Annotated in this window: 31 protein-coding genes and 1 pseudogene; 16 read left to right on the plus strand and 16 right to left on the minus strand. The window is 55.7% G+C overall.

Translation table 11 applies throughout. The annotated features are described in order from the left end of the window. Positions 1-43: 43 nt before the first annotated feature. Complete coding sequence (locus NCG89_RS10110; RefSeq protein WP_251086408.1) at positions 44-1,033, minus strand: integron integrase; 990 nt, start codon at positions 1,031-1,033, stop codon at positions 44-46. A 228-nt stretch (positions 1,034-1,261) separates the two neighbouring features. On the opposite strand from NCG89_RS10110, the gene NCG89_RS10115 reads away from it, so the two are divergent. The 6 genes from NCG89_RS10115 (at position 1,262) to NCG89_RS10140 (ending at position 4,707) form a co-directional block, all read left to right on the plus strand. Further along, complete coding sequence (locus NCG89_RS10115) at positions 1,262-1,609, plus strand: hypothetical protein (RefSeq protein WP_251086409.1); 348 nt, start codon at positions 1,262-1,264, stop codon at positions 1,607-1,609. 125 nt (positions 1,610-1,734) lie between these two features. After that, a complete protein-coding gene (locus tag NCG89_RS10120; protein WP_251086410.1) occupies positions 1,735-2,004 on the plus strand; it encodes a hypothetical protein in 270 nt (89 codons plus the stop codon). A 114-nt stretch (positions 2,005-2,118) separates the two neighbouring features. Then, positions 2,119-2,496, plus strand: a complete 378-nt coding sequence (locus NCG89_RS10125; protein WP_251086411.1) for a hypothetical protein — start codon at positions 2,119-2,121, stop codon at positions 2,494-2,496. A gap of 120 nt (positions 2,497-2,616) precedes the next feature. Continuing rightward, positions 2,617-3,702, plus strand: a complete 1,086-nt coding sequence (locus NCG89_RS10130; RefSeq protein WP_251086412.1) for a TIR domain-containing protein — start codon at positions 2,617-2,619, stop codon at positions 3,700-3,702. Between the two features lie 80 nt (positions 3,703-3,782). Then, a complete protein-coding gene (locus NCG89_RS10135; RefSeq protein WP_251086413.1) occupies positions 3,783-4,262 on the plus strand; it encodes a hypothetical protein in 480 nt (159 codons plus the stop codon). Positions 4,263-4,347: 85 nt separating this feature from the next. Next, entirely contained in the window at positions 4,348-4,707 is a 360-nt protein-coding gene (locus NCG89_RS10140; protein WP_251086414.1) for a transposase, read from the plus strand. A 136-nt stretch (positions 4,708-4,843) separates the two neighbouring features. On the opposite strand, the gene NCG89_RS10145 is transcribed toward NCG89_RS10140, so the two are convergent. Next, entirely contained in the window at positions 4,844-5,116 is a 273-nt protein-coding gene (locus tag NCG89_RS10145) for a Txe/YoeB family addiction module toxin (RefSeq protein ID WP_251086415.1), read from the minus strand. Beyond that, the gene (locus tag NCG89_RS10150; RefSeq protein ID WP_251086416.1) at positions 5,097-5,369 is read right to left on the minus strand and encodes a type II toxin-antitoxin system Phd/YefM family antitoxin; all 273 of its coding nucleotides are present in this window, start codon (positions 5,367-5,369) and stop codon (positions 5,097-5,099) included. Before NCG89_RS10150 ends, NCG89_RS10145 begins: the two co-directional genes overlap by 20 nt. 429 nt (positions 5,370-5,798) lie before the next feature. On the opposite strand from NCG89_RS10150, the gene NCG89_RS10155 reads away from it, so the two are divergent. The 4 genes from NCG89_RS10155 (at position 5,799) to NCG89_RS10170 (ending at position 7,978) form a co-directional block, all read left to right on the plus strand. Beyond that, positions 5,799-6,179 carry a hypothetical protein gene (locus NCG89_RS10155; protein ID WP_251086417.1) on the plus strand — a complete coding sequence of 127 codons (381 nt, stop codon included), beginning with the start codon at positions 5,799-5,801 and terminating at the stop codon, positions 6,177-6,179. 176 nt (positions 6,180-6,355) lie between these two features. After that, positions 6,356-7,066 (plus strand): DUF4197 domain-containing protein, encoded by a 711-nt coding sequence (locus tag NCG89_RS10160; protein ID WP_251086418.1) that lies wholly within the window; start codon positions 6,356-6,358, stop codon positions 7,064-7,066. A gap of 84 nt (positions 7,067-7,150) precedes the next feature. Beyond that, a complete protein-coding gene (locus NCG89_RS10165; RefSeq protein WP_251086419.1) occupies positions 7,151-7,423 on the plus strand; it encodes a YrhK family protein in 273 nt (90 codons plus the stop codon). Positions 7,424-7,474: 51 nt separating this feature from the next. Next, a complete protein-coding gene (locus NCG89_RS10170) occupies positions 7,475-7,978 on the plus strand; it encodes a TspO/MBR family protein (RefSeq protein WP_251086420.1) in 504 nt (167 codons plus the stop codon). Positions 7,979-7,988: 10 nt separating this feature from the next. On the opposite strand, the gene NCG89_RS10175 is transcribed toward NCG89_RS10170, so the two are convergent. The 4 genes and pseudogenes from NCG89_RS10175 to rd all read right to left on the minus strand — a co-directional run. Continuing rightward, a complete protein-coding gene (locus NCG89_RS10175) occupies positions 7,989-9,290 on the minus strand; it encodes a dicarboxylate/amino acid:cation symporter (RefSeq protein WP_251086421.1) in 1,302 nt (433 codons plus the stop codon). Positions 9,291-9,358: 68 nt separating this feature from the next. Further along, positions 9,359-10,246: a DNA ligase gene (locus NCG89_RS10180; RefSeq protein WP_251086422.1), complete on the minus strand. Its 888-nt coding sequence runs from the start codon at positions 10,244-10,246 to the stop codon at positions 9,359-9,361. A 46-nt stretch (positions 10,247-10,292) separates the two neighbouring features. Continuing rightward, positions 10,293-10,913: a class I SAM-dependent methyltransferase gene (locus NCG89_RS10185; protein WP_251086423.1), complete on the minus strand. Its 621-nt coding sequence runs from the start codon at positions 10,911-10,913 to the stop codon at positions 10,293-10,295. A gap of 138 nt (positions 10,914-11,051) precedes the next feature. Then, positions 11,052-11,207: pseudogene (gene rd, locus NCG89_RS10190) on the minus strand (rubredoxin); the annotation flags it as partial. Between the two features lie 197 nt (positions 11,208-11,404). Between rd and NCG89_RS10195 the strand changes: the two are divergent. From NCG89_RS10195 to NCG89_RS10210, 4 genes are all read left to right on the plus strand, one after another. Further along, a complete protein-coding gene (locus NCG89_RS10195) occupies positions 11,405-11,968 on the plus strand; it encodes a chorismate--pyruvate lyase family protein (protein WP_251086425.1) in 564 nt (187 codons plus the stop codon). A gap of 85 nt (positions 11,969-12,053) precedes the next feature. Further along, positions 12,054-12,935: a 4-hydroxybenzoate octaprenyltransferase gene (gene ubiA, locus NCG89_RS10200; protein WP_251086426.1), complete on the plus strand. Its 882-nt coding sequence runs from the start codon at positions 12,054-12,056 to the stop codon at positions 12,933-12,935. Positions 12,936-12,945: 10 nt separating this feature from the next. After that, positions 12,946-14,091, plus strand: coding sequence for a GNAT family N-acetyltransferase (locus tag NCG89_RS10205; protein WP_251086427.1), 1,146 nt, complete (start codon positions 12,946-12,948; stop codon positions 14,089-14,091). Between the two features lie 3 nt (positions 14,092-14,094). Continuing rightward, on the plus strand, positions 14,095-14,295 hold the full coding sequence (locus NCG89_RS10210; protein WP_251086428.1) for a hypothetical protein: 201 nt from the start codon (positions 14,095-14,097) through the stop codon (positions 14,293-14,295). Between the two features lie 22 nt (positions 14,296-14,317). Here NCG89_RS10210 and NCG89_RS16880 read toward each other — a convergent pair whose 3' ends face one another. From NCG89_RS16880 to trhP, 4 genes are all read right to left on the minus strand, one after another. Continuing rightward, on the minus strand, positions 14,318-14,440 hold the full coding sequence (locus NCG89_RS16880; RefSeq protein WP_285236375.1) for a hypothetical protein: 123 nt from the start codon (positions 14,438-14,440) through the stop codon (positions 14,318-14,320). Positions 14,441-14,444: 4 nt separating this feature from the next. Then, positions 14,445-15,425 (minus strand): integrase core domain-containing protein, encoded by a 981-nt coding sequence (locus NCG89_RS10215; protein WP_251086385.1) that lies wholly within the window; start codon positions 15,423-15,425, stop codon positions 14,445-14,447. Between the two features lie 754 nt (positions 15,426-16,179). After that, positions 16,180-16,563 (minus strand): hypothetical protein, encoded by a 384-nt coding sequence (locus tag NCG89_RS10220; RefSeq protein WP_251086429.1) that lies wholly within the window; start codon positions 16,561-16,563, stop codon positions 16,180-16,182. A 52-nt stretch (positions 16,564-16,615) separates the two neighbouring features. Next, positions 16,616-17,959 (minus strand): prephenate-dependent tRNA uridine(34) hydroxylase TrhP, encoded by a 1,344-nt coding sequence (gene trhP / locus NCG89_RS10225; protein WP_251086430.1) that lies wholly within the window; start codon positions 17,957-17,959, stop codon positions 16,616-16,618. A 135-nt stretch (positions 17,960-18,094) separates the two neighbouring features. Between trhP and NCG89_RS10230 the strand changes: the two genes are divergently transcribed. Beyond that, the gene (locus NCG89_RS10230) at positions 18,095-18,847 is read left to right on the plus strand and encodes an OmpA family protein (RefSeq protein WP_251086431.1); all 753 of its coding nucleotides are present in this window, start codon (positions 18,095-18,097) and stop codon (positions 18,845-18,847) included. 182 nt (positions 18,848-19,029) lie between these two features. Beyond that, positions 19,030-20,628 (plus strand): OmpA family protein, encoded by a 1,599-nt coding sequence (locus NCG89_RS10235; RefSeq protein WP_251086432.1) that lies wholly within the window; start codon positions 19,030-19,032, stop codon positions 20,626-20,628. A gap of 252 nt (positions 20,629-20,880) precedes the next feature. On the opposite strand, the gene NCG89_RS10240 is transcribed toward NCG89_RS10235, so the two are convergent. From NCG89_RS10240 to NCG89_RS10260, 5 genes are all read right to left on the minus strand, one after another. Then, positions 20,881-22,341, minus strand: coding sequence for a TrkH family potassium uptake protein (locus NCG89_RS10240; RefSeq protein WP_251086433.1), 1,461 nt, complete (start codon positions 22,339-22,341; stop codon positions 20,881-20,883). 37 nt (positions 22,342-22,378) lie between these two features. Next, on the minus strand, positions 22,379-23,005 hold the full coding sequence (locus NCG89_RS10245) for a DUF502 domain-containing protein (protein ID WP_251086434.1): 627 nt from the start codon (positions 23,003-23,005) through the stop codon (positions 22,379-22,381). A gap of 83 nt (positions 23,006-23,088) precedes the next feature. Beyond that, the gene (locus NCG89_RS10250) at positions 23,089-24,471 is read right to left on the minus strand and encodes a VWA domain-containing protein (RefSeq protein ID WP_251086435.1); all 1,383 of its coding nucleotides are present in this window, start codon (positions 24,469-24,471) and stop codon (positions 23,089-23,091) included. Between the two features lie 2 nt (positions 24,472-24,473). Beyond that, positions 24,474-25,394 carry an AAA family ATPase gene (locus NCG89_RS10255; RefSeq protein WP_251086436.1) on the minus strand — a complete coding sequence of 307 codons (921 nt, stop codon included), beginning with the start codon at positions 25,392-25,394 and terminating at the stop codon, positions 24,474-24,476. Then, complete coding sequence (locus NCG89_RS10260; protein WP_251086437.1) at positions 25,394-25,924, minus strand: cupin domain-containing protein; 531 nt, start codon at positions 25,922-25,924, stop codon at positions 25,394-25,396. Before NCG89_RS10260 ends, NCG89_RS10255 begins: the two co-directional genes overlap by 1 nt. Positions 25,925-25,926: the final 2 nt, after the last annotated feature.

Below are 25,926 nucleotides of genomic sequence, written 5' to 3' on the forward strand. Positions count from 1 at the left end.
TCGGGGTCTTTCTTATTTTTTCGCGAACAGCATTGCGATGCTGCTATTTCGTCTTTGTCCCGGTAACTAACAATGTACTCAAGGGGCTGCGTACACCGTGGGCGCCCTGCTTCAACACATGGGTGTAAATTTCGGTTGTCTTCACATCGCTGTGCCCCAACTGCTGCTGCACCGTGCGAATGTCGGCGCCGGACTGCAGCAGATGAGTGGCGAAGGAATGGCGCAAAGTATGACTACCGACCGGCTTTTCAATCCTGGCGGCACTGGCCGCCTGGCGAAGTACTTTGTTGATTCCGGTTTCATCAATGTGATGACGGCGCAAATTGCTTGTTCCCGGTTCGATACTCAAGCGCGTAGCCGGGAACAGATATTGCCAAGGGAGTTGTTTGTTCGCCTTGGGATTTTTGCGGGCAAGCGCATCTGGCATCCATACGCCAGAAAATTCGGGATGCGCCAAATCCTCCTCCAACAACATGGCAACGCGCTGCTTCTGGGTTAGCAAGGCCGGAACCAACTCGGGTGCAAGTGTCGTCAAGCGGTGTTTATTACATTTGCCGTTCCAGACCTGTAATTGCAACAGGTTAGGCTCTACATCTTTAACCCGCAGCCGCACAAGCTCGATGCGGCGCAGCCCCGAGCCGTAAAGCAACGCGGCCATTAACTTATGTACACCTGCCAGCGCGTCTAAAAGCCGCCTAACCTCGTCATGGGTCAACACGGTTGGCAGCTTCGCCTGACGGGAGGCTCGGCGGAACTGGGACACATCGCCGAGGGGTTGCTGCAAAAATTTATCGTAAAGAAACACCAGCGCATTTAAGGCAATTGCTTGGGTAGCCGCAGACACATTGCGTTCGAGCGCCAGGAAAGTGAGAAACGCCTCCACCGCTGATGGCTCGAGTTCTGTCGGGTGTTTCTTGCCGTGAAAGACTATGAAATACTTGATCCAGTAAAGGTATGAATCCACGGTCCGGCGACTGTAGCGCCGAACCAGCATATATTTTTGAACGGAATCGAGAAAAGGTGAAGACGGCATGGATGAATACTCCTCCCTGAGCGCTACTTATGAATGGCCATTCCTTGGCCGACAGTCTCATTATCGTGAACGTTTCACGATTTCGCCAATTATGCGGTTGGCCGAAAAATTTTCATGTTGATTTTCAACAGGTTAGAAGGCCACAAAATAAAGCGTGAAAATTATGATGACTTCACGCTAATAATTATTATGAGGCCGGTGGCCTCATTAACATGCTGTTAGATTGAAATGACCTTCGCGATTCTTACGCTATTGAACGCACTTAATTGCTACATTTTCTGGCTAATGTGGGGTGGCTTCTACGGAAATGTGAAGCATGAAGGAGTCTTTTCACAAGCATTGATTTTCCAGATTCTGGTCACTCTAGTTTCAATAGGATTTTTCGTAATTCGAGAAAAGCCGCTTGCACAGAAACCGGCACCCTCATTAAATAAACCAATTGGGGGTATGGCTGGCCACAAGTTCGCTGCATTGGTTGGGGCGTTTACGCTCGCCATTACCAATGTACTCGTTGCAGGCGTATTTCTCTTGGTGTCGGGCGGTATAGATATACTGGGAGCGGGTAATGCAATCTAACAAGGCCAATCACCGCGACGTATTTTTCGTTCCGCCTGCGGCTCCACAAAAAATACGCGCGTGTTGGCGGCGTTATGAGTCAAGAGGAGTGAGTCGCCTTCTTTGAGATAGTAATTGAGGCAATCATGGCTTTGGTAATGATTGTCGTCGAGATAGTGTCGGCACTATTGGCTCCAGCGGCAGAGGTTGCGGCGCCAGTAGTCGTCCTCTTTGGTGAGGTGCTGTTTTGGGTAGGGCTTTTAGTCATTGAGCTGTTTATTGCTTTAATTCGGTGGCGTAAACCCTCGATGCCAAGCAAACCGAAATTTACTGGTGCTCGGGATAAATTAAAAGGTTTTTCAAATTATTGGCGTACCAAGCGTGAAAATAGGAAGTCGCGCAATGAAAACTCATAACAAGGTGGTTAAGTTCACTCCGGCCGCAAAAGGCGCGGCCTGCGCGGGACAACCTACACTTCGTTTCGGCTGCCCCTTACCACGGCGTTATGTGCTAGTCGAGAATGGAGCACGATGAAGAACTTATTCTTATTACCGATCATGCTTCTCGCTTTTGCTGCCAAAGCCGAAATGCTGTGGAAGCCAGAGTCCATTTCTTACGAACTAAAGCAAGCTCACAAACTTCTTGGTATTGGCCTCATGCTTGAGCTCAACCAAAGCCTAAGTCCTGGAGAGTACGGTTGGAAACAATCGAGAATTGATGTTCCTGAAAGCTGGGCTAGTGCACAGTTAGAAATGAGGGAAGGCACAATCTATATCACGGTCGGCAAGGAAGAGTATTATCTTAATCAAACAAATAAGGGTGAACTCAGCTTTGCCATATTAAATGGTGGTAATAAAACGGATACTCAGTTACTAGAAATATGGGCCAAATATGCAAAAGGCACATAACAATCCGCTCAAATTCGTTCCGGCCACAAAAAAACGTGGCCTCCACCGGACTCGCTAACGCTCGCCGTTTAGCGGGGCGTTAACTGTACGGCCACCATCGAAATCAACAAGGAGAAAAAGTTGTCATTACCGATAAAAACAACCAGTGAAGATGTGACCAAAATAATTGGTTACCTCAAAAATAAAGCTACCGGGGCAACCATTTCTGAGGCCAAAGGGATAGTTGGATCTCAGCCGGTGGATTCGCGAAAATTAAGCGCATATGTCTTTTGGGAGATAATTGAACGTGATGGAGAACGATTAAAACTAGCAAAAAGAGGGTGGGGTCTTGCGAGAAAGACCAGATCTGAAAGCGCGATATATAAAGAGGTAATTGACGGAGTTGTACCTTATCGGGCTGCATTAGAGTGGGCGTACCATCAAGGCTTTGATTCTATTACAAATGTTGATGTGGCAGCGTTCTGGCATGAGCACCACAAATCATCTATAGGAAGCTCAAACGAAAATACAATTAAAGAACAAGCTGTTTGCTTTTTTAGGATAGCCGATGCTGCTGGTATAGGTAAGTGCATCATAGGTAGAAAGGGCAATGCAACCAGATTAGATCTCTCGAAGTCAGAACTAAGTGCCATGGTTGAAGGTGGCCCCTCTACACCACCAATCCACACCGATCTAGAATCTGAACATATTGAAGATGATGAACAAGCCAGCAGTGAAGATCTAGACGAAGAAATAGAATCTACAGGTGAGTCTGAAGACAAGCCTCAACAAATGGATATCAAAGTATTCATTTCTCACGGAAAAAATACCGAACTTGTAGACCAAGTGGAGACAATTCTTGGCCTTTCTGACATTGATTCTGAAGTTGCAGTAAAAGAAGAAAGTTCTGCCATCCCTGTGCCTGATAAGGTTTTTGGGGCTATGCGAAGATGTAATGCAGGAATACTCATTGTGTCGGTTGAAGAAGGCAATACCGATGCCGACGGAAACTATGTAATCAATAACAACGTACTGATCGAGATTGGGGCTGCCTTCGTTCTTTATGATCGAAGAGTAATTCTTCTTTGGGATAAAAGACTTAAAGTGCCATCGAATCTACAAGGTTTGTATCGGTGTGAGTTTGAAGGTGATGACCTGAATTGGAATGCAGGAATGAAACTGATGAAAGCGATCAAAGAGTTTAAGAAAGATATGAAAAACAGTTAACAAAGCCAGTCAGTAGGACAGTCAAATCGCTGCGCGCTTTGTCTGCCTCTGCTGGCGGCGTTATGCATCATAGGGAAGTTATGAGAATTCTAATAATTTTAATATTCTTATTAACTGGATGTGCCAGTAAATCTTCCTTAAATGATCATCCACTAATTGATATATGGGCAGCTAATCCAATCAAACTACAAGTGGTTCCGACATTTCGCTCTCCTATAATTTACGAAGTTATAGACTACGAACCTAAGCGAATTATCGTAACTATCTACGAAGGGCAAGGTGGGTATGATTGGGGCAATATCAAAAAACAATATTCTGTTAATCTAACAGACTCTGAGTACCAGAAAATATTAAGTCTTCACACCGAAGTTCTAGAAAACTTTCCTCTCACCGATAAAGTTGGAGGCAAAGATGGCTCTATGTGGGTTTTGGAGACCGGCAGGCATCAGTATTCTAAATTGAGCTCTTGGTCGCCAAGATATAAAACATCAGAAAGGGGTTTGTCTGCTTTGGTAAAATTTAAAGACTTGTTGGCAAGCTTGGTGGAAAATGATGCATAACAAGCGGCGGTTGTTGCCCCTACGGGGCTGGGAGGAATCTCCCCCCAAGTAGTAGACGCCTATCTCAACCTGGAGGTAGGCAATTATGGCAAAGATTCACAGCAAAGAACGCGTCATTGAATACGCAGTTGATTTCAAAATAAAAGTGGTCGAGCTGACCGATAAACTCGACGCAGACACGATTCAGATTGCGGAGATATTGGGCCTTCACCCGGTGATGGTTTATCGTTGGCGGCAGGAGTACCGTGAAGGTAAGTTTGTAGCCACCCCGACGAGACGAATCCACATGACAAAGGAAGAAGCCGAGCCAAAGCCTGCTGAAACCCGAGGCGAAGAACTGGCCAGGTTGAGGAAGGAAATCGCGGCTCTGAAGAAGGAGAACGACTTCCTAAAAAAGTGGGAACAGTATCTGAAAGATCAAAAGCAGGCCGATTCCGATTCATAGAAACTCATCTGGATGCGTTTGGCGTCAGATACTTGTGTAAGCGCTTAGCGGTTTCACCCGCTGGATTTTACAAATGGGCAAACCGGAAGGAATCGGAATTTCCCTTGGCTATGTTCTCACGCGCCTGCTTACGGTGTTAGGGCTGATCGTAGTGCCCACCAATAGCGAAGATATAAATGGATTTATGATCGAAACGATATATCAAACGGTCTTTCTGCGAGATTCGTTTTGACCAAAGGCCGGAGAGACTGTGCTTGAGTGGTTCAGGCTTGCCGAGGCCGGATGAGGGATCATCAGATCGGAGCATTTCCTTGAGTAATTTGCAGAGTGCTTTGTGCAGCCGCTTGTCCTTTTCGCGCATGCTTTCATAGGCTTCCCAGGTATTGCCCTCAAATACCAGTGATCTCATTCATCTGCTCTTCGGTCGGTTTGTAGCCTTGCCCGCTGGTGTGGGTGGCAAGGGAATCGGCAATTTGTTGCATGAGGTTCTTACTCTGGAGTACGTGCAGGGTTTCCTGCTCTCGCTCCCAGTCGTCGGCGCTCATTACAACAAAAGCCTCACCAGCTCGCCGAGTCACTTTGAGCGGTTCATGCCGGCTAACTACTTGTTCTACAACGCTTTTAAGGTTATCTCTAAATTTGTTTACGCTGATTGTGTCCATAAGGCCACCTTTGTGTACGGAAATGCCGTACAACTGTATACCAAAAGCCCTAACAAGGCCAAGCACTGCGACAGCTTTTTCGTTGCGCCTTTGACTCCACTACAAAGCTGCGCGTGTTGGCGGCATTGAGGCTGTAGATTTCCTCTTAAAAACCAGCATATTTTGCTAAAATCAGGCATTCGCTCAGGGAGTGATGGCATGCCCAAGTTCAAACCCTGCGACTACAACCAAGATGCGATGCTTGTGATCAATTTTGCCGAGTAAATCCAGCCTGGCACCTTTAAGTTTACGCTGCATCAGCTCATCGAAAGCTACATCGACCTGTCAGCCTGCTACGAAACGGATAACAAAGCTTTTATGGCGCGAAGGGTCGGGCATTGCAGCGCATCACAAAATCGACAGCCTCGTTAGCTGAACACAGAGGAAAATATGAAAATAGCGTTAATATCCACGATGCTAATTGCTAGCATGACAGCTCACGCCAGCGACGATCAATGCAATCAACTTGTTGCTCTAGAGCGCGATATGGGCAAAAAGCTACCGGTTCAAATAGACGAGGTAACTACGGTTGTTGAGCTAAGCGTTAATTGCACAACCCGGGTAGTTAAATTCGTAAAGCATCTTTCGATTTCAGGGGATGAACTTGAAGAAGGGTTTAAGGAGCGCAAGCAGCGGCAATATGTGAATTTGCAATGCAATAGGCAGGGGTTAGCAACTAAGGGGTGGACCTCAACAGATTACATCTATGATAAGAATTTGGTGTTACTAATGAATCTAAAAGCTACTCCTGCAATGTGCCATAACAGCTAACCACCGCGACATATTTTTCGCGGCACCTGTGGCGTCACTGGCGTCAATTGAGCCGGCGATTAACCATTATCGACTCGCTATTCGGCCCCCACGGGCCATGCTAGAATTCGCCGCCGCCGGTTCTTGGCGGCGCTCTCAAACTTCTTATTTCTTTCCTTTCGAGTCGAATTTCTATCATGTTGCGTGGCGTGATCATTCTTGTGGTGGCGTTGCTTGCTAGTGCCTGTGGGTCGTTGTTTGACGGTGTTCAGCAGGCGGCCTTGTCTTCTTTTCAACAGCGTTTGGCGACGGTGTTTTCACAGCGGCTGTCGTCGGCAATCGATTGGGTTGTTGACGATCTCGCCAGCGAGGGCGGTTTTCTGGATGATCCGCTGGTGCGTATTCTGCTGCCGCCGCCCGTGGGGCTGGTGTTGGATACGTCCCGGGATTTGCGTAATGACCCCCAGGCGGCGCTGCTGGAAACGCTGATTAACCGGGCGGCAGAAAATGCGGTGCCAGTGGCCGGGCCACTGATCAAGGAGGTGCTGACCACTATGGATGCCGCTACGCTGTCGGCGCTGGCCAGTTCGCCACAGCAAGCCGCCACCGAGTATTTGCAAGCGTCGGTGGGGCCGGCGCTTGAGACGGCCCTGGCCCCGGTCATTTCTGAAAAGTTGCAAGAAACCGGCGCCCAGGCAATTTATGGGGAGTTGTTTGCGGCGCAGCAAGCGAGCATGGATGCAAATGCAGCCGCGCCTTCAGCTGATGTAGAGGCGCCGCCCATGGTGGCCCCTGAACAGTTGGGGGAATATGTTGCCGAGCAGGCGGTTGGCGGTGTGTTTCGCAAATTGGCTCGCAAAGAGTTGGCGATCCGGGATGATCTCTCCGGCCTTGGCATGGCGCAATAAGCCGCTACCAACATCGGCTGAAATGTTTGGCGCTGGCCGTTGTCTGCACCTGAGTGATGCAATAACCACGAAGGAGGATATGGCATGGCTCAGGAGTCGCCACCGCCCTTATCGATCAAGCTGGGCGGGGAGGAACTGGTCATTCGGCGGCGCTATGAAGTGATCAGCATTGCTAACGACTTTCTGGTGGCGGTCTGGTTTCTGGTGGGCAGCGTGTTGATGCTGTTCCCCCAGTACGAGAAAGGCGCGGTGTGGCTGTTTATTCTGGGCAGTGTTCAGTTTCTGGCGCGGCCCGCTATTCGCCTGGCGAACCGAATTCATCTTCGCCGCATTCCGCCAAGCTTGTGGGAAAGTTAATCCCTCTCGCCTTTCACCGCGTAAGATGTTGGTGAGACAAAGGAGCAGGCGATGACAGCATTCACAACACGTTCCCGCGGGCAGTCCCTGATTGGCCTCATTGCCTGGCTTGGTCTGGCCTTTTGTGCGGCCGCAGTAGGCGCGGTGGCCTCGGTCGATGCCGGGACGTTTTACAGCCAGTTGCAGCGGCCTGCCTGGGCACCACCGGGGTGGCTGTTTGGGCCAGTGTGGACGGTGCTGTACGCGATGATGGGTGTTAGTGCCTGGCTGGTGTGGTGCACCCAAGCGGGCGCAAGCATGCGCCGGGCCCTGGTGCTATTCAGCGCGCAGTTGGCCGTCAATGCGCTTTGGAGCTGGTTGTTCTTCGCCTGGCACCAGGGCGCTCTGGCATTTCTGAACATTTTGGTGCTATGGGTGCTGCTGGTGGCCACCCTCATTGGATTTTGGCGGCTGCGCTCGTTGGCCGCGTGGCTGCTGGTGCCGTACCTGCTTTGGGTCGGCTTTGCCGGGCTGCTGAATTTTGCGATCTGGCAGGCAAACCCCGCCCTGTTGTGATGCCCGCCACTCAGGCCTTGGGAAAGTGGGTGGGGTTTGGGTCGCCCACTGCAATGTGAGTATGCTCGCCCTCACTGCGGGCAATCACCACCGCCGCGCAAGAGTCGCTATACACATTCACGGCGGTGCGAATCATATCCAACACTCGGTCGGTTACCAGCAGTAAACCGATGCCCTCTAATGGCAGCCCCACTGCCGCCAGAATCACCGAGATCGCCACCAGGCTGGCGGCGGGAATACCGGCCACACCAATGGAGGTGAGGAGCGCAATCATCACCACCATAAACTGCTGGCCAAAGCTCAAATCGAGACCGTAGACCTGGGCAATAAACATTGCCGCCACGCATTCATACAGGGCAGTGCCATCCATGTTAACGGTCGCCCCCAGCGGCAACACAAAGCCACTGGTTTGCTTGGAAACCCCCGAGCGTTCCTGCACACACTTCATGGTGAGGGGCAGGGTGGCTGAGCTGGACGCGGTGGAAAAGGCGGTGAGCATGGCCGGTGACATGGCGGCAAAATGCTTGCTGGGATGGACTTTGCCAACCAGCCGCAGCACCAGCGGCAGTGCCACAAAGGCATGTAGCATCAGCGCCAGCAGGGCGGTGACAAAAAACAGCGCCATGGGTTTGAATGCGGCGAAGCCGGTGGTGGTCACGGTTTCTGCCACCAGACCAAACACACCAAGGGGCGCAAACTTCATCACCCACATGGTGAGCTCGGTCATGATGTCCATCACGCCCTGAAAAAATTGGCTGACTGTGCGGGTGGTATCGGATTGGCTTTTGGCCAGAAAGAAGCCAAACAGCAGGCTAAAGAAGATCAAGCCGAGCATTTGCCCCTCGGCGGCAGCGGCGACCACATTGGTGGGCACCATGCGAATAAACACCTCCACTATGTCGCCCGCGTCGCGCCCTTCAACCTTGCTCAAGGTCTCGGTCATGGTGGCGTCGTCGGGGCGCATGCTTTCGGCTAGGGCCTGGTTGTCGCCGGTGCCGGGGCCAATCAGGTTCACCACGGTGAGGCCAATCAAAATGGCCAGCAGGCTGGAGCAGGCATAAAACAGCAGGGTTTTACCGCCGAGGCGCTCCAGGCCGGGGCCGCCCAGACCCGCCATGCCGCTGATAATGGAGGACATCACCAGGGGCACAATCAGCATCTTCAAGGCGTTTAAAAACAGGGTGCCGATAAAATCGAAAGTTGCCAGCGGCGAGATGCCGATCACAACGGCATCCGCAGAGGTCACACTGCCAATCAACACGGCAAGGACGATGGCGATAACAATCTGCCAGTGCAGGGCGAGTTTAGGCATGGCGGGTGAGACTCCGATCCGGCTCAGATGGCCCTCACTCTAGCGTGGCCATGCTGGGTTGGCCAGCGTCAGAAGTCGGAATACACCCGCAAAAAGCTGGCAAAGCGGGGAATGCCATTGGCCGTGAGGCCATAGGATTTATAGGTGACCACACTGCCAACAGTCGGCGGATGGCGGCGTTGCTCGTCGCTAAAGCCGCTGCCGATTTTAAAGCGTTGGCCGTTTGGCATCTCAACCAATATTGCGCCCATCATGCCCTGCAGGCGGCCCTGGCCGGGAAGGTGGGCGATGACCACCGCCTCGGCATCATCATGGCGTTTGAGTTTGAGCAGGTCGTCGCTGCGGCCAGCGCGATACACCGCCTTGCCCCGGTGGAGCATCAAGCCTTCGCCGCCAAGACCCATGATGCGATCCAGCTCGGCCATCAGGGCCCCTTGGCTTTGCATTTTTTGCTGAGGAATGACAGCGAGATAGGGCGCGCTGATGTGCTTGAGTTGGCCCAGCCGTTGATCGAAGGTGCCGGGGTGGTGTGGCAGGTCGAACACCATAAAGCGCATCTCTCGCCACACCGCCGGGTCGGGCTGGCGGGAGCGCGCCGCGCCAGAGGTCTCATCAAAACGCCCCCGGCCAAGCCACAACTCACCATCAAGGGCCAACGCGGGAAAGCCCTCGGTGAACCAGGGCGGGGCCGCAATGATGTTGCCGCCCCGGGAGATGAGCTGCTTGCCATCCCAGCGGGCGCGAACGCCGTCGAGCTTTTCGCTGACCCAATAGTCGGTCAGGGCGATACCCGGTTGATAGACCTCGGCCAGCAAAATGCCCGGTGGCGCGGCGGGGGGGTGACTGGCGGTGACGGGTTGCCCGGTGGTGTCAGTAGCAAGGGCACGGCAGGGAACGGTAAGGCTAAGATGGCTGGCGATGAGCAGCGCCGACAGATAACGGCTTGGGTGGTGCATGGCAAATCCTCCCTGATTTGCGCAATGAATGAACCGCGTTAGCGAATCAGGCTTTCACGGCTTCTCCGATATACATGTAGCTGGCGATGCGGGGCATCCCGGGCATGTAGCAGTTTTCGGCTCGGGTGATGTTGAAATTGGCGGCGCGGATCAGCGCATCGATATCGCGATTCAGGTGGCAGCCGCCGGCGAGTTTCATCCACAGGGGGGTGACCCGGTGCTGCCATTTTTCAACAGTGTGGTGACAGGCGCGGCCATGCTCGCAGAATAATAAGCGGCCGTCGGGTTTGAGTACCCGGTGCATTTGCTGCAGGGCCGCTTGCCAATCGGGAATGGTGCACAAGGTGTAGGTGAGCAGCACGGTGTCGACGCTTTCATCGTCCAGCGGAATTTGCTCGCCGGGCAGGTCGAGCCAGCGCACGTCGAGGTTCGACTTGGCGAGGTTCTTTTGGGCACGGCGGCGCATGCCGTGTGATGGCTCCAGGCCCCAGATAACGTCGACCTTTTCCGGGTCGTAGAGCGGGAGGTTGATGGCGCTGCCCATGCCGACTTCAAGCACGGCGCCCCGGGCCTCGGGCACTACCTTCTCGCGCATGCGCATCACGCTCTGGTGGCTGCATAGGGTGTCGATCAGGTGGGGCAAAATGCGGTGTTCGTAAAAGCTCATGGTGGTCGCGTGGCACGCTGCTCTTGGCTAGGGGGTGACCTGAAGCATAGCGGATGAGGCGAAATTTGTGAAAGCTGGTCCCATAATATCGCCCCAAAAACTGGCCGCAAAACCCGGCGGAGGGGATCAGCTGATCGGCACCATTTCAAACTCTTCCTTGCCCACGCCGCAGTCCGGGCACATCCAGTCATCGGGAACGTCTTCCCAGGCGGTGCCGGGTGCAATGCCAGACTCCGGGTCGCCCTCGGCCTCGTCGTAAATCCAGCCGCACACCAAACATTCCCACTTTCGCATTGCTTCACCTTGATTAGTTGCCGTCTGGCCGAGCGCAGTGGCCACCGGTTGCAAGGCTTGCAACTGGCTGGCGGATCGCGCATTCTGCCGCCTCGTTTTGGCGATATCGGCCTGAATGTCAGGGATGCAAAATTCGGGCGCAGTACCCGCCCGATGTGGCGGCAACGGCGCCGATCCCCTTTTTTGGAAGCCCGCGATTGTACACCCGTCGAGCAAATTTCTACCAGCCAGCCGAGCCCCGGTGGCATGGGGCCAGTGAGTTTGGCCTCAGCGGACCGTCGCCGTCTCGGGCGATGATGGCCTGGCTGAGCGACCCGGATTCCCTGACGGCAAGACTACGCTGCAAATCGGGCAATCGCTTCAGCGTGCAAATTCTGAAACAGGCCTGGGCCCTGCCCCATGTGACTGAGCGACGCTTGCTGGGCATGGCCAATCGCGAGTGGGCGCTGGTGCGCGAAGTGCTGCTTTGCGGTGCCGGTGAGCCCTGGGTGTTTGCTCGCAGCGTCATGCCGGCGCGGTCGCTGCAGGGGGATTTAACCCGTCTGCGAAAGCTGGATCGCCAGCCCCTCGGGCACCTGCTGTTCAACTACCCGCTGATGCAACGAAGCCCTTATCAGTTCTGCCGTATGGCCGCCGACGCGCTGCGCCCGGAGGTGGTGGCTGATCGCGGGGCGAACCTGTGGGGACGTCGCTCTCGCTTTGATCTGGCAGGCCGGTCGATTATGGTCAGCGAGATTTTTCTGCCGACTTTTCAGCCCTGATTCATCGCGCCTGCGGGGATCGCACTGACAAGGTCGGGACAGTTATACTGCCGATCTTGTTGTTGCCAGGACGCTGCCGATTTCAATGAAAGCCCTACTGGAAAAACTCCGTGCTCAGCTGCCCCACTACCTGGCGCTGATGCGGGTCGCTCGCCCCATCGGTACCTATCTGGTGCTGTGGCCCACTTTGTGGGCGCTGTGGATTGCGGCCGAGGGCTTCCCGGATTGGCACCTGCTGATCATCTTTTGCCTGGGCACGTTTCTGATGCGCTCGGCCGGTTGCGTGATCAATGACTACGCTGACCGCAAGATCGACGCCCATGTTCAGCGCACCAAAGCCCGCCCCTTTGCCACCGGCGCAGTGACCGAAAAAGAAGCCCTGATTCTGTTTGCCTGCCTGTGTCTAACGGCGTTTGTCTTGGTGCTGTTTACCAATTTGATGACTATTCTGCTGTCCTTTGGCGCGGTGGCGCTGGCGGCTTGCTACCCCTTTATGAAGCGCTACACCCATTTGCCCCAGGTGGTGTTGGGCGCCGCCTTTGCCTGGGGGATTCCTATGGCCTTTGCCGCCCAGCAGGGCGCGTTGCCGCCCGCCCTGTGGCTGATATACATCGGCGTGCTGATGTGGACCATTGCCTACGACACCTTCTATGCCATGGTGGACCGGGAGGACGACCTGAAGATTGGGGTGAAATCCACCGCGATCCTGTTTGGCGAAGATGACAAAACCATCACCGGCATGTTGCAGGTGTGCGTGATTATCGTGCTGGTGTTGGTGGGGGTGCAGTTTTCCCTCAGTTTTATCTATTACGCCGGGCTGATGGCCGCCAGTGGCCTGTTTATTTACCAGCAACACCTGATTCGATTTCGGGACCGGGATCAGTGCTTTAAAGCTTTTCTGAACAACAATTATGTTGGTGGCGTGATCTTTGTCGGCATCGTGCTGCACTACCTCATCACACCCTGAGGGCGCTGCCGTGGCCCTCGCGCTAGAGTTTGTTTCCTCCCTGTCTGAAATCCGCGCCGCGGAGTGGGACGCCCTCCACGACGGCACCTACCCCTTCGTGCGTTATGCCTTTTTAGCTGCGCTGGAGCAGAGCGGCGCCGTGAATGAAGACAAGGGCTGGCAGCCCCATCACCTGATTGCCCGGCACCAGGGCCAGATAGTTGCCGCCTTGCCCTTGTATTTGAAAGACCACAGCTACGGCGAATATGTCTTCGATTGGGCTTGGGCAGATGCCTATCAACGCTATGGTCGGCGCTACTATCCCAAGTTGCTGTCCGCGATTCCCTTTACCCCCGCCACCGGCCCGCGCCTGCTGTTGGCGCCGGGGCAGGATGCAGACCAACGCTTACCCGAGCTGGTAACCGGTCTGCAGGACGAGGCGCTGGCCCGCGGCGCATCCTCGGTGCATCTGTTGTTTCCCAGCGAGGCCGTGTCGAACCAGCTCCAGCAACACAACCTGATGCAGCGAGTGGGCGCGCAATACCACTGGTTTGATGATGGCTACGGCGACTTCGACGGCTTTCTGGCCAGCTTCAGCTCGCGCAAGCGCAAAACGGTGCGCAAGGAGCGCCGGGTGGTGATCGACCAGGGCCTGAGCCTGGCGACCTTGGAGGGAGACGCCATCAGCGAAGCGGATTGGCAGTTCTTCTTTTATTGCTACCAGATGACCTACGCCAAACGCAGCGGCCACGGCGGCTATTTACCCGAGGACTTTTTTCATCGCCTGGCCAGCGATATGCCCGATGCCCTGGTGATGATGGTGGCTTACTTTGAGGGCAAGCGCGTGGCCGCCGCGCTGAATTTTCGCGGGGGCGATACGCTCTATGGCCGCTACTGGGGCTGTGTGCGGGAGTTTGAGTTTCTCCACTTTGAAGCCTGCTATTACCGGGGTATTGATTATTGCCTGGCCAACGGCCTGACCCATTTTGACCCCGGCGCCCAGGGCGAGCATAAAATCCAGCGGGGCTTCACCCCCATCATGACCTACTCCAATCACTGGCTGGCTGACGGCGCCTTTCGCGACGCGGTGGGGAATTTTCTCGCCGAAGAGCGGCGGCATATTGAGGGGTATCTGGTGGATGCGGGGGAGATGTTGCCCTTTCGGAAGGGGGAGTAACCTTTGGCGGTCGGCATATTGTGGGTTGTGCTGTTGGCTGTTGGTTTTAGGTCCGCTTATGACTTCTCGTTAGGGGACTTTGTCGGGTTTGCTGAAGTTACTGATGGCAATCGTTTCGCCTTGCTGGGCGACCTACTTCTTTTTTGCGCCAAAAAAGAAGTAGGCAAGAAAAAGGGCGCCTGTATGATTCAGATACATGGGTAACACATTATTTCAAATACATGGGTTACACTTTTATCGTCCAATAGGGGAAGGCTTTACCGCCAATATTGCGCTGGTTAAAGCCACCCAACCTAATGGGTCCAAAGTAGATATCCCAAATTCCATCGTCAACCTGCTCAAGTCCCACACGCTCACCTTTGAGGGAATGGGACACATAGACCTGCCCGCCGCCCCAATAGATTGTGCCGCTGCGAAGCGCTGTAACACGCCTGAGGTACGCTAAGCGCCAGTGATTCGTGTGGGCGCTGCTCATTGTAGTCTCGCCGAAAGATATCCATACAATGCTGCTGAGCTGCCATCGTGTCAGCGACGGGCTTGGTGACGACCTGCTTCATGGTCCGATGCATCCGTTCATGGCGCCCATTTTGTTGGGGCATTCCCGGTTTGATGCGCTCGGGCACAATGCCCAGCCGCACCCACCAGACCGACAAAGCAGAAAGGCCCCCTGGCGCTTTGCTGGCGAAGGGAACCCCATTGTCACTGCGAATTCGTCGAGGCAGCCCATACTCTTTGAATAGCTGCTCAAAGACTTGCTTAGCCGCCTTTGTTTCGGTTCCCTCAAGCCCCTGACAGCCCAATAGAAATCGGCTGTGATGATCCATCACCGTCAGCGGAAAGCACCACGGCCCGTGGCCAAGCTTGAACTGCCCCTTAAAATCCACACTCCACAAATCATTGGGGGCAGCGACCGGCGCAAAGGGCTCACGATAAGGACTGACCCGTCGCCTGGGTTGGCGGGCCTCAATCAAGCCGTGTCGCTTAAGAATGTTGTGAATGCTAGTGATCGACGGCACCGGTGTATCAGGAAACTGCTCTCGGAGCTTTTGCTGGATCTTCTTCGGGCCCAACGTCATACGACCGATACAACGAGACGCCACCACCGCCTGCTCAATGGCGTAGGGGATCGCCGCTGGGTGATGAAGAGGCCGGCGGCTTCGCTCTTGGAGGCCCTCAATGCCGGAGGCTTGGTATCGCTCGACCCACTTGTAGCCGGTCTTACGGCTGATGCCGTAGTAGCGGCATAGCTCAGCAAAATAGCGCCGACCACCGCGAAGATAATCGCTAATAAATAACACTCGTTCGTCCATCGGTTTCACATCTCGCCAAGGCATGAGCACCTCCTATCCGGTGCTCACTATTTAACCAATGTGTTACCTATGTATTTGAAACAAACTGTTACCTATGTTGTTGAACCCTACACGCCCCTATCGCTCGCCCTTCGGGTTCCCTGCGCTTCTCAAAATCCAAAGGGAACGCTGCGGAACTCGCTTCGCTCAAACAGTCCTCGCTAAAAGCCTCCCTTTGGATTTCTGCGATGCTCGGCGAGCTCAAAGGGGGATTGCCCCCGGTACTCCGAAATGAATACTTTTAGTTTTGAACATGGCGCAGCCTTCCTATTCTGCTTGAGGTATTTAAAACCGACCAGATTCGATGCTGCGGCCTTCCCCCCCTTGTGGAGCTGCTGAGCACTGGAGCGGCTCGCGGAGATAAGCAAAACACTGTTTGAGCGCAGCGAGTTTGTTTTGCGCCGCGAGACGCGAAGCGCGCAAGGAACCGATGGCATCTTTTCGCCATCGGCAGCGCAGCCGGGGTGTGCTTTTCTTGCTTACTTCTTTTTCACACAAAAAGAAGTAAGTCGCCCAGCGGGGCGAAACAAAAGCCTTCCGCAGGAAATATAACTACGACCAGGTGCCTTGCCCGCAGGACAAGGGTCTGGAGACCCAAGTAAGAGCTCTGCGCCCACAACCTGACAATTATTCACTAAGACCAGGGCCTAGCCCAAGCGGCACAACAGCCTTCCACCGGAAACTTAACGAGGCTAGGGCAAGGCTAAACGCCCGGAGTGCGTATCGCGCTCACACCCCCTCACTGTTGTGCTTTCTTCAGCACCCGCTCTACATACAGCAAACACAATATCGGCAGTACGTAGCTAGTGAAAATCTCCGTCAACAGGAGAATCTCAGTCAGGGTCCACTGGCCATCAGAGCCATACCAGTACACGCCGATAGGCATGGCAACAAACAGCAGGGTGGGGAGGTATCGCCAGGCGTAGTAAGACACGCTGGTGGCTTCTTCGGCGTCGGCACGGCGGTAGCAGTAGAAGGTGACCAATACCACCAGGATACCCACGGCGAGGGCATAGTAATTGCCCAGCAATTCGGCGAGGAGGTTGAGAATCGCGCCAAAGACCAGGCTCAACAGACTGATGTTGGCCAGGGCTCGCAGCACTCGTAGTTTGCGCCGTTCCATCTTGTCTCCTTTTTGTGAGCTGCCGAGTGTTGGTGAGTCGCCGAGTTTGTATTTATGCCGCGCCGCTATGGATGTTTTTGACGAGCAGCCCAAAGGTCATGGCGTCGTCGCTTGCGCTGACCGGCAGCGGAATTTTTACCCGGTGGCCGGAGCCGGGGGCGACATCAATATTCTTCTCGCGCTTGTCTAAAAGAGACTCCAGCGCGAAGCGATGGTTTCCTGCCGGGGTCATCAGTTCCAGGGTGTCGCCCAGCGCAAAGCGGTTTTTCACGTCGACGGTGGCGATCTGCCCGTCCCAGTCGACCACCTCGCCAACAAATTGTTGTTGCTGGCTGGTATTTTGGCCCAGCTCGTAGCTCTGGTATTCCTTGGGCGGATGACGCCGGTAGAAACCTTCTGTATAGCCCCGATTGGCGAGGGTTTCCAACTGGTCCATAAGGCCCATGTCAAAGGGCCTGCCAGCGGCGGCGTCGCTGATCGCCCGGCGATAGACCTGGGCGGTGCGGGCGGCGTAGTAGTGGGATTTGGTGCGACCCTCAATCTTGAGCGAGTGGATCCCCATTTCCATCAGCTTGGCCACATGCTGAACGGCGCGGAGATCTTTGCTGTTCATAATGTAGGTGCCGTGCTCGTCCTCATAGGCGGGCATGAATTCGCCGGGCCGTTCCCGCTGTTGCAGCAATACCGGCTCGGGCTGAAATTGCTGGACGGGGATAGCCTCGGCCGTGCTGGTCGCAATCTGCTGGGCTGGAATCAGGTCGCCGCTGTCGTCCTCTTTGGCATCGTGGGCCTGATACTGCCAGCGGCAGGCGTTGGTGCAGGCGCCCTGGTTGGAGTCCCGGTGATTCATGTAGCCGGACAACAGGCAGCGGCCGGAGTAGGCGATACACAGGGCGCCGTGGACGAAGACTTCCAGCTCCATCTCGGGGACCCGCTCGCGGATTTCGCCAATCTCTTCCAGTGACAGCTCCCGGGACAGAATGACCCGGCTGACCCCATTCTGATACCAGAACTTCACGGTGGCCCAATTGACGGCATTGGCTTGTACCGACAGGTGGATGGGCATGTCGGGCCAACGCTCTTTCACCAGCATGATCAGGCCGGGGTCGGCCATGATCAGGGCGTCGGGCTGTAATTCAATGACCGGTTCGAGGTCGCGCAGATAACTGCGAATCTTGTCGTTGTGTGGCGAGATGTTGGAAGCCAGGTAGAACTGCTTGCCCTGGCGGTGGCACTCGTTGATGCCTTCAGCCAGGACCTCCAGATCGCGGAATTCATTGTTGCGCACCCGCAGACTGTAACGGGGCTGGCCGGCATAGACGGCGTCGGCACCAAAGGCCAATGCGTAGCGCATATTGCGCAGGCTGCCTGCGGGAGAGAGGAGTTCGGCGGTCATATTCAGGGTGGCCAGAAAAAACCGCTATGGTAGCGCAAAGCCAGCGGCGGCTGAATGCCCGCTCGGGTTGACCGCCAATGTGTTGATGCAGGAGATGGCATTGTGGAAACTTGCCGCTAAACTGTGCCGCTAGAAATGAAGCGAGTCATCCAGTCATTGCAAGCAGGGCGGCAAACCAGACAGCGGCGGAGAGGCCTGGCATTAGCAGCATGTATTGTTGTCCTGCCGGTGTCGGCGTCATTTGGACAAATTCAAGGCGCCTCCGAACTGCACGCCGATGCTGATGGCGACGGGGTGGTGGATTACCAGGACCGCTGTGGGCAGACCCGGCCCGGCGCCGAGGTGGATGAGCACGGCTGCGCCGATAGCGATCACGATGGCATTCTCGACCCGGTGGACCGGTGTCCGGCGAGCGACCCGGGTGCAGATGTGGATGCCTGGGGGTGCGCCGACAGTGACAGCGACGGGGTGAAAAATCCGGTGGATCGCTGCCCGGCGACACCAAAAGGTGAGCAGGTCTTTGCCAATGGTTGCGCCGCGCGGCAACTTCCGCAATTGCAGGCGGTCTATTTTGCGGTTGACGCTTCGGAGCTGGATACTGCCGCCCTGGCAGTGATTGCCGATATCGCCCGGGTGCTGGGAACGTCCGCAGAATTTACCTTAGAAGTACAGGGTCATGCGGATAGCAGTGGTCCGGCTTGGTATAACCGCGCACTGTCGCAGCGTCGAGTGGCAGCGGTGCGCGCCGCACTGATCAATGCGGGCTTGCCAGGTGAGCGGATCACCGCCCGGTTCTTCGGTGAGTCTGCCCCTCAGGCAGATAACTATTCTGATGAGGGGCGGGCGCGAAACCGGCGGGTCAGTTTTCAGGTCAAAAAGCGCAACTAGCTGTGTAGTAGGCAGTTTTTTTCCACTAAATTGAAAATAAAGCGGTAAATTTTGCAGTACGACACAACAAAACCATTGCGAGAAGCGTCCTGAATATGGTGTTCTATTCGATACTTCTCAATAATATAGTTTTGCTACATACTGAAAAAATAACCCGCTAGTCCAAAAATCAGGGGATGTTTATGAAAACGCTATGGAAGTCTGCGCTGGCTGCAGGCGTTGTAGCCGCGTCGCTGTCGAGCGCGGCATATGCAGAGGAAGAAGAAAAAGGGTTCTATGTTGGCGGTAATGCCTTCTATACCCAAATTTTTGATGGCGACTACGATGCCGCTGACAGCGCCGGTGGCGGCGGTCTGGGTGGCATCCTGGACATGTTGCTCGGCGGTGGCGGTGCGACTACCAGCTTCGACGCCAGCTACGATGACGACATCGGCTACGGCCTGACCCTCGGTTACAAATTCGCCGGCCCCTTGCGCGCAGAATTTGAATACCGCTTCCAGGAAAACGATTTCGACGCGATCGACGACACGCTCGAAGCCACGTCGATGATGGGTAACCTGTGGTACGACTTCAACATGGAAGAGGCCCTGCGCCCCTATGTTGGTTTTGGTGCCGGTGTTGCCGATATTGAAACCAGCTTTGGCGACGACAGCGTCATGATCGGTCAACTGGGCGCCGGTGTGAGCTGGTTCCTGAACCCCCGCCTGGCTCTGGATATCGGTTACCGCTACGCCGTTGCCGAAGACCCCAAATATCAGAACGGCGGCAACCGCATTGAAGGCGAGTACGAAGGCCAAAGCGTAATGGCTGGTGTTCGCTACAACTTCTTTGACGCGAAATACGGCGTTCAAGATGAAGATGGCGACGGTGTACCCGATGAGTCTGATCAGTGCCCCGGCACCCCCAAAGGTGTGCAGGTTGACAGCGTTGGTTGTCCGCTCGATGGCGACAACGACGGCGTAGCTGACTACCTTGATCAGTGCCCCAACACCCCAGCGGGTGCGAAGGTGGATGAAGTGGGTTGTAGCATCGACAGCGACAACGACGGTGTGGCTGATGCCGATGACATGTGTCCGAACACGCCTGCCGGTCAGCCTGTTATGTCTAACGGCTGTGCCGAGAAGCAATCGGTCGTGCTGCGCGGTGTTAACTTCGAGCTGGACAGCGCCAAGCTGACCAACAACGCTGAAACCATTCTGGATGGTGTTGCCACTACCCTGAGCGACTCACCCGGATTCAACGTTGAGCTGCAAGGTCACACTGACAGCACTGGCAGCGACAGCTACAACATGAACCTGTCTCAAAACCGTGCCCAGTCCGTGAAGAACTTCCTGGTTGATAAGGGTGTTTCTTCAGGCCGCCTGACCGCGAAAGGCTACGGTGAGACTCAGCCGATTGCGAGCAACGAAACCCGTGCTGGCCGCGCTGAGAACCGTCGTGTTGAGCTGAAGGTTATCGGCCAGGACAGCGGCGAAATGATGGAAGAGGAAGTCTACATCCCGGCGTCTTCTGAGGCCGAGTCTGACGACCCTTACGACTTCATGCCCGCTGAAGAGGAAGTTGAAGAAGAGGCGCCTGCCGAAGAGGTGATGGAAGAAGAGGTGATGGAAGAAGAGTCTACCGAAGAGTCTTCCTATGACGACTACATGACTGAAGAGTCTTCTTATGAAGACGATGCCTCTTACGAGTATGAAGCTGAGGAAGAAGCTCCTGCCGTAGACGAAGACAGCGCTGAGGAAGAGCCCGCTGTTGACGATTACGACTACGAGTACATGCCCTAAGGCAAGCCTCTCGCGATAGGTGGTTAACAGAGCCCGGCGTCAGCCGGGCTTTTTTTTGCCTGAATGAAATGGCCATCGCGGTTGATCGGGTCTGCTGGGTAGCGTCAGGCAGGCGCACTCCCGGCAGGTGCAATGCAGGGCTGATCAGTGTTTTCACAATGGTCTGATGCTAGGGCGGAGGAAGGGGCTCGACGGCTAATCTGGAAAGAGGACGTGGGACTGCTGGCGAATGCCGCCCGCGGCCCTGGGTATTCAGCCCCGCCAGTAGGCGGGAATCAGGATCAGAATGACCGTCATAAACTCCAGCCGCCCCAGTAGCATACCGACGCTGAGTAGCCACTTGGCGGTATCCGGCAGGCTGGCAAAATTACCTGCGGGGCCGATCACACCGCCCAACCCGGGGCCGACATTCATCAGCGCGGTAGCGGCACCAGTGAGACTGGTGATCAAGTCGAGGCCGCAGAGTGAAAGGGATAAGGTCAGCGCGACCTGGCTGATGATCACGATAAAAATAAAGGCGGCGGTGGAAAAAATGATGCTGTCGTCGACGGGCTGGCCATTGTAGCGCCGGCGCAGAATCGCCCGTGGGTGCACCGCCCGCAGGGTGCTCTCCTTGAGCATCATGAAAAACAACTGGAAGCGAAACACCTTGATGCCACCGCTGGTAGAGCCGGAGCAGCCGCCCATGAAGGTGATAAAAAAGAACAGCATGGCTGCGAAGCTGCCCCACAGGCTGTAGTCGCCGCTGGCGTACCCGGTGGTGGTAACCACCGACACCACGTTAAAGGCAGCCAGGGTAAAGGCGTGGGCCGTGTCCAGCTCTTGATTGTTTAACGCCAGGTAAACGCCCAGCATCAGGCTGATCAGCGCCACCGATATCAGAAAGCCCTTGATCTGCTGATCCCGAAATACCCGCCACTGCCGCTTGATCATAAAGTGCACGTACAGGCTGAAGGGCATGGCGCCTACCAGCATAAACAGCACGGCAATCCAGTGGCTGGGAATATCCACAAACTGGGCGAAGGACTGGTCTGACGTGGAGTAGCCGCCGGTGGAGATGGTGGTCATGGCGTGATTGACCGCGTGAAAGCTGTCCATTCCGGCCAGCATGTAAGCCAGCGTGCACAGGAAGGTGAGCAGGATGTACACGTAGATGATCAGGGTGACCATGGCCCGGGATTGGGGGATGGCTTTGTCGGACCAGTCCGACGACTCGGTCTGGAATAACTTCATGCCGCCCACTTTCAAAAAAGGCAGAATCGCCACCGCCATGCCGATGACGCCAAGCCCGCCGATCCATTGCAGCATCGACCGCCAGACGAGGATGTCATGGGGCATGTTATCCAGCCCTACCAGCACGGTTGACCCGGTTGTGGTCAGGCCGGAAACCGATTCAAACACCGCGTCAGTCAGGTCGATGGCGTCATTGGAAAGGAAAAAGGGCAGCGCGCCGATCAATGAGATGACCAGCCAGGCCAGGCTGGTCATTAAAAACATGTGACGTGGTGTGAGTATCTGAATCGCGTGGCCGCGGGATACCAGCCACCCCATCAGGGCCAGCGTCTCGGTGATCGCAAAGGCTGTGATAAAGGCTTCACTGTTGCCGGTGTGATAAATCAAGGCCATCAGCAAGGGTACGGCCATCATCAGGCCGAACACGAAGACCACAAAGCTGCTGACTTTGATTGCCGGCCGCAGCAGGCTTAACCCCACGCTAAGTGCCTCCCGGTTCGCTTTGGTGTAGCGCGGCTCATGGCTGGATGGCCGTCTTGGTGATAGCGAGCTCTGACGAGCCCGCGCCGCAGGCGATAATAGAACGGAAAGCGCTGTCGAGTTTGATGTCCGGGCGCAGGGTCACGCACTCACCGGGCAGATGGTAGACAAATCCCGAGGTAGGGTTGGGGCCGGTGGGTACGAAAACGGTATACCAGCCGTCCCGGTGACGACTGGTCACGATGGCGGTGGCGAGGGTGGGCACGTCGGCGCCGTAAAGTTTGACCACCGCGACCTCGCCTTTGTTAAAGGGCGAATTGCTGTCACTGCCAAACATCTGGTTAAGAATATCTTTCACCATCCGGTAGCCCGGTGCAAAGCGGGACAGGTGGCGGTCGATTAAATGCTGCAGCCAGCGCCCGGCACTGGTTGCCACCAGGGTGCCTATCACGAAGCAGCACAGCAGGATGCTGGCGATCACCAACACGTCGATCAGCAGCGGTGGTGCACCGGAGGCGCGAGCCAGTGGGGTCGCCAGCGGCGCAATCAGATCGCGCACCCCGTTCACCGCCCAGCGAAAGGCCAGCAGAATAATGACGATGGGGGCAATGACCAAAAAGCCACCGATAAAGGATTGGCGAATAAAACGATTGAGTTTGCTCATGGAGGTTCAGGGCCTGTAGGCACGCTGTGGTGAAGCAATCTTAGGGTGTGCGAGGGTGAAATGAAACACGTTGATTTGGCTGGCTAATGAAGAATGCCAAGCAGTTCATCGAGCAAACGTTCGAGCTGGCGAAGGCTGCTGCACTCGGCAATGTGGTGACAGGCACTGCGGAAACGGGGAATTTCCGAGTCACCACTGCCCCAACGGCTTTCCGCCTCGGGGTTGAACCATAGCACCAGCCGGGCACGCTGATAGATTTTGCGGAGCGACCCAAGGCCGGTTTCAGCCCCGTTACAGCGGCCATCGCCCAGGATGATGACCGTGGTGTGGCGGTTGATATCAGCGCCGTGGTTGGCAAAGAAACCGTCAATAGCGGTGCCGTAGCCACTGCCGCCCATGCCGTGCTCGGCAAAAATTTCGGCGACTGCCTGGGCGAGGGCGCGGCTTTGCAGGGTGTCGGTGACCTCTATGCTCTGGTCACAAAACACAAAGCTGCGGGTTTTGGGGATGACATCGCCCAGGGCGTGCAGAAACAGCAACAGCAATTCAGACCAGGTCGCTACCGAGCCGCTGATGTCGCACAAAACATAGAGCTGGCTGCGCGTCTTTCGGGTGCTCTGCCAGTGGCGCCGAAAGGGGATGCCATCATAAGCAATGCTTTGCTTAATGGTTTTGCCCAGGTTCAGGCGCCCCTGCCGGCTGTGGCGATAATGCTGGCGGTGACGGGAGGCGAGTTTTTTTGCCAGCTTGCGAATCAACTCCGGCAATTGGTTGCGGTGGTAGGCATCCATGGCGCCGATGGCCATGTCCCGCATTCTGGCTTCGCGGTATTCCCGCAGGTCGGCCTGATTGTTCAGCGCTAGCTGGCGGTCGACCAGCGCGGCTGCCTGCGTTTGCAGCCAGCTCTGCTGCTGGCTTAACCACTTACTTTGTTGGGTCTCGGGGGCCTCCGCTGCGGAAGGCAGCGCTGCAAAACCAGGTTGGGCCTTGGCCAGGGCCTGCAACAGGCGGCGACGGTACAGGTTGCGCTGGGTGGGGTAGCGGATTTGGTTCAGCTCGATCTGGCTTGCTGCTTCCATCAGTGCCAGCTGCAACCGCTGACCCTCACTGCCGGCGCCACCGCCGCGGCCTGCGGTGTTGGGTACGGCGGTATTGGCGCTGCCCTGTTGGCCGCCGTCAGCATCTTTGGGGGTGGACTCCCCTTGAGCGCTGGTATCGCCGTCATCGTGTGCTGCGGTTTGCCCGGTGTTGGGCAAGGCAAAAAATTTGGCAAAGCAGTCGGCAAAGGGCTGCTGCTCCGCTTGGGATTTCGCCAGGCAGGACTGCAATCCATGGAACAGCAAAGCGGGCTGGTCGTAGCCCAGACTCGCGGTAACCCGCATGGCGTCGAGGGTTTCGGCGGGGGACACCGGAATGCCGTGGTGGCGCAGGTGGCCAATAAAGCGCAGCAGAACGTCGTCGGCCATGACTAGGGGTTGCCCTTGAGCAGCCTCGAGATTTCCGGGGTCACCATCTCGATATCTTCCTCGTATTTGAGCAATACGTTGAGGGTGTCGGTAACCAGCTCGGTGGACAGGGACTGGCTGTGGAGCAGAATCAGGCTGCGTGCCCAGTCGATGGTCTCGCTGATGGCGGGGAGTTTCTTCAGGTCCATCTCGCGGACCTGCTGAACAAAATTGACCAGCTGTTCGCGCAACTGGTCGGGCACTTCTGGCACCCGGCTGTGAACAATGCGTGCCTCTAGCCGGCTCTCGGGAAAGGGAATGTACAAATGCAGGCAGCGTCGCTTGAGGGCATCGCTGAGTTCGCGGGTGTTGTTACTGGTCAGTATGACCAGCGGTTTTGCCTTCGCTTTGAGGCGGCCGATTTCGGGGATACTGACCTGAAAGTCGGCGAGAATTTCTAGCAGCAACGATTCAAATTCGTAGTCGGCCTTGTCGATTTCGTCGATCAGCAGCACGGCGGCCTGTTCACTCTGGATGGCGTGCAGCAGGGGGCGGGGTTCCAGGAAACGCTCCGAGTAGAAAATGTCGTCAAAGTTGTGCAGCCGCTCCACCGCCGCATCAAGGCCGGAGGCGCCGCCCAGAACCTCCTGCAGTTGCTCCTTCAATACCTGGACATAGAGCAGTTGCTTGCTGTATTTCCAGTCGTAGAGGGCTTTGCTCTCATCCAGACCCTCGTAGCACTGCAGCCGGATCAATGGCGCGGCGAGCATGGCGGAACAGGCATTGGCCAGCTCGGTTTTGCCCACCCCCGGCGGTCCTTCAATCAAAATGGGGCGCGCCAGTTGTTGTGCCAGAAACAGGGTAGTGGCGATGGCAGGGCTGGCAATATAACCTTGGTTCGCCAGGTCGGTAATCAGTGCATCGATGGCGGGTTTTGCTGTCATCAAATAGTCTCTTCGTCCCGTTGAATAAGGGGGGCAAGGATGGGCCAATGGTCCGGGTATTGTTGGCGGATTTCATCGGCCCTTGCCATGTGTTGATCTCGGTAGTCGAAGCCGGGACACACCGCCTCGGCGATCAGCCCGTAATCTGCTTCATCGCCGGTTTGGGGCAGTAATTCGCTGGCCTTCCAGACGCCGCCGGGAACCAACAGGGTCAGCTGCTGACCACTGGCCAAGTCGGGACCCAGGGTCGCACAGGTGAGCTGGCCATCGCTGCCTAGCAGGGTGTAGCGGATGGCTCGGCCGCGCTGCCAGTAGTGAAGAATGTCGGCGCGGTTGCGATGCAGATAGCCCCTGGGTTGGGCATTGCTCAGTAAATACAGAATGCTGCTCATCAGGGGCCGCTGTTGATCTTGGGCACCGGCTGGGGTTTGGTCGGGCAAGGTCTGGGGTGAAGTATAGATCCGCCGGAAAAAGCCCCCTTCCCGATGAGGTGTCAACCGCAAGTGATCTATCAGTGACTGGGCATCCATCG

The sequence above is a fragment of the Spongiibacter taiwanensis genome (assembly GCF_023702635.1).
GTDB classification, from domain to species: domain Bacteria; phylum Pseudomonadota; class Gammaproteobacteria; order Pseudomonadales; family Spongiibacteraceae; genus Spongiibacter; species Spongiibacter taiwanensis.